Origin of the sequence: Natronospira sp., assembly GCF_007134575.1 — a bacterium.
Classification (GTDB): Bacteria; Pseudomonadota; Gammaproteobacteria; order Natronospirales; family Natronospiraceae; genus Natronospira; species Natronospira elongata.
This window is the reverse complement of record NZ_SLKM01000126.1, coordinates 1-3068: the sequence shown is the minus strand read 5'-3', so window position 1 is coordinate 3068 and position 3068 is coordinate 1. Positions and strand designations below refer to the sequence as shown.

The 3068-nt window shown below is 61.7% G+C and carries 5 protein-coding genes; all 5 read left to right on the top strand.

From position 1 onward, the window contains the following. Nucleotides 1-302: 302 nt before the first annotated feature. Nucleotides 303-1199: a hypothetical protein gene (locus tag ACJWXQ_RS04840; protein WP_346050588.1), complete on the top strand. Its 897-nt coding sequence runs from the start codon at nucleotides 303-305 to the stop codon at nucleotides 1197-1199. Beyond that, on the top strand, nucleotides 1196-1819 hold the full coding sequence (locus ACJWXQ_RS04835; RefSeq protein WP_346050587.1) for a PilN domain-containing protein: 624 nt from the start codon (nucleotides 1196-1198) through the stop codon (nucleotides 1817-1819). The genes ACJWXQ_RS04840 and ACJWXQ_RS04835 overlap by 4 nt, the downstream gene beginning before the upstream one ends. After that, complete coding sequence (gene gspM / locus ACJWXQ_RS04830; protein ID WP_346050586.1) at nucleotides 1816-2466, top strand: type II secretion system protein GspM; 651 nt, start codon at nucleotides 1816-1818, stop codon at nucleotides 2464-2466. Before ACJWXQ_RS04835 ends, gspM begins: the two co-directional genes overlap by 4 nt. Further along, nucleotides 2459-2803, top strand: coding sequence for a hypothetical protein (locus tag ACJWXQ_RS04825; protein WP_406672282.1), 345 nt, complete (start codon nucleotides 2459-2461; stop codon nucleotides 2801-2803). The genes gspM and ACJWXQ_RS04825 overlap by 8 nt, the downstream gene beginning before the upstream one ends. 17 nt (nucleotides 2804-2820) lie before the next feature. After that, nucleotides 2821-3068 (top strand): hypothetical protein (locus ACJWXQ_RS04820; RefSeq protein ID WP_406672281.1); only part of this gene is annotated, 248 nt, incomplete at its 3' end.

Sequence of the window (3068 nt, the reverse complement as noted above, 5' to 3'; positions counted from 1 at the left end):
TGAAAAACGTGACAAATCGCCCGCAAAATTCGTGCTGATCATTTACACTCTTGACAACGGTGGTTTATTATTGGTTAAGAAACATCGGTATTAAGTTAAATTACCGACATCCGAGGGGGGCGGCGCAAGGAAGCGTTCGGGTGCCGATGGCACCCGGTATGTGGTGATGGAGTGGATCGGCTCGGCACGGGCCGCTAGCCCTGTGCCAACCCTACCCGGCCTCGGGACATGATCAAAGCCAGAGAGAGCCCAGGAGGTCGGCCCTGCTGTCCCTTTTCCGCAGTCGCAAGAACGAGCATCGATTGACCGGCCTGACGGTGTCAGCCTCCGGTGCCAGCCTCGCCTGTATTGAACGGGGACCGGGGGACGTTCCCCGTGTGCTGGCTCTGGGGCAAAGCGCCAGCCCGGCCAACGGCTGGGATGATATTGAAAAGCTCGTCTCCCGCCACGGTCTTGCCGGTGCCCGCGCCTCGGCCCTGGTTGCGGGTGAGAACTACCAGCTCTTGCTGGTGGAAGCCCCTGATGTTCCTCCCGAAGAATTGCGCTCGGCCATTCGCTGGCGGATCAAGGACCTGATCCAGTTCCACGTCGACGATGCCACCATTGACGTCTTCGAAATTCCCGATCAGAAGCGCCAGTCGGGCCGCTTGATGTATGCCGTGGCCGCCAAGACCCCGCGCCTGAAGGAAATCATCAAGGGTGTGGAGGCGACCGGCCTGAAGCTTGAGGTGATTGATCTTCCGGAGCTTGCCATACGCAATATCGCCGCGCTCATGGACGGGGATGTGCGTGGCATGGCTTCCCTGTATCTCGGCGTCGACCGTGGCTTCATTGTCATCAGTCGACAGGGCACCCTGTTTCTGGCGAGAAGTCTGGATGTGGGTGAAGACCGGCTTGCGGCTGCCGACGAGACCGAACGCCAGCGCTTGCTGGAGACCGTGGCGCTGGAGATGCAGCGCTCAATGGACTACTACGACAGTCATTTTCAGCAGCCCCCCATCGGCAGCATTGCCTTGATGCCCACTGCGGTGGAATTGCCCTTTCTGGGTGAGCATCTGGAATCCAGTCTCGGGGTCAATGTGCAACAAGTCGATCTCAACGACTTGCTGGATAGCGATGAAATCATGGATCCACGCCTCCAGGCACGTTGTCTGCTGGCCCTGGGCGCCGCTCTGCGTCGGGAGGAGGTGGTTCTGTGAACCAGAACATCAATCTCTACCATCCGATTTTCCGGCGCCAGAGAAAGATTTTCTCCGCCGAGACCATGCTCATGATGTTGGGCCTTCTGGTGCTGGGGCTGGTTCTGATCTCCACCTGGAGTCAGTGGCGTTATGCCAGCCTGCAAGATCGCATCGAGCAATTGGAGCAACAGGAGGCTCAGGCCCTGGAGCGCCTGAGCCAGTTGCAGGAGACTCTGCCGCCACGTGAGCCCAGTCCGGCCCTGCGCCGGGCCGTGGAAGCCTCGGAACAGGAATTGGCCCTCAAGGAACGGGCCCTGTCGGTGCTGGACAACGGCGAAATCGGGCGCATGGACGGCTTCTCCGAACAGCTGGCGGCATTGGCTCGTCAGCGGCTGGAGCCGGTGTGGTTGACCCGCATCAGGATTGAGGGCGACAGCCGTCACCTGCGCCTGGACGGGCGCACTCAGCGCGCCAGCCAGGTGCCGGTCTATCTGCAGCGTCTGTCCGAGGAAGCGGTCTATCGCGGGACCGACTTCCACACCATGCGTATTGACCGGCGGGAGCTGGACAGTGGGCAGCGGGTGCTGGAATTCCGACTTTCCACTCGTCCGGAAGACGGTGAGGAGGACGCGCAATGATGGCTCGTATCCAGCTATTGCGCGAGCGGATTGATGCTCTCAGCCTGCGCGAACGGGTGCTGGTTTTCCTCGCCGCCGCAGCCGTGGTGGCCTTCATCTGGCACACCTTCTTCATGGCGCCGCTTTCTTCCCGGCAGGAAACGGCACAGCAGCAGATCAGCGATCTGCGTGAGCGGGTCGCCGAGGCCAATGCGGCGGTGGGTGAGATCATCCGTGCGCGGGAAGCCGACCCGGATGCCGACCGCCGGGCCCGTCTTGCGGAGCTCGAAGAGCGAATTCAGGCACTGGACGAGAATCTGGCGGCGCGCACCGGCGATTTGATCGAGCCGGGCCAGATGGCCCTGGTGCTTGAAACCATGCTGGAACGTCAGGAAGGCCTGGAGTTGCTCAGCATGCAATCCCTGTCCCCTCGACCGCTGATGGATGATGAAGGCCTGGAAGGGGTCGGGAATATCTATCGCCACGGTGTGCGCATGGAGCTGGAAGGGAGTTTCACTGCCATCCTGCGTTACTTGCGTGCCCTGGAAGCGATGGACTCCGATTTCTACTGGGGGCTGCTGGACGTTCAGATGGAAACCTATCCAAACAATCGAATCGTCCTGATTGTCCACACCTTGAGCCTCCGGGAGGGTTGGATTGGTGTTTGAACAAAAAGCCAGAATAGTGGCCGGCCTCGTGATGGCGGCAATGATCTGGGCGATGCCTGCCACGGCGGAGGAGGACGACCCCATGCGGCCGCCCACCGACCGCGGCGAGCAGCCTGCCACGGCGGCGGCCCCGAGTTGGGACCTGACCTCGGTACTGATTTCGGAGCGGCGGCGCCTGGCGGTCATCAATGACCAGTTGGTACGGGCAGGCGCGAACGTGGATGGTGCCCGCGTGGTACGCATTGAGGCAGACCACGTTGTGATTCGACATGCCGGCGGCGAACAGCGACTGAGCCTGCGGGCCGGTCTTTCCATTAGCCGGAGCAGTGAGCAATGAATGCAGGGGCGAACAGCATGAGCCACAAGCCAGTGGAAAGCCGCAGAGCACTGCGGGTGATTCCTGGGTTAGCCGCCGGATTCCTGATGGCGGCCTGTGCCACCCAGCCCTTCGGCGATGACACCAGAGAGCGCATGGATCAGGTGCTGGCCGACAGCCTCCGGGCCCTGGAAAACGACAGGCCACCGCCGGAAGTCTCGGAAGCACTGATTCCCGGAGAGCGGGATCGTACCGAGCCGGCCGCTCGTGATCGGGGCGAGGAACG

Coding starts and splice junctions, on each gene's coding strand:
- gspM (WP_346050586.1), top strand. CDS start 1,816: ATGATGGCTCGTATCCAGCTATTGCGCGAGCGGATTGATGCTCTCAGC.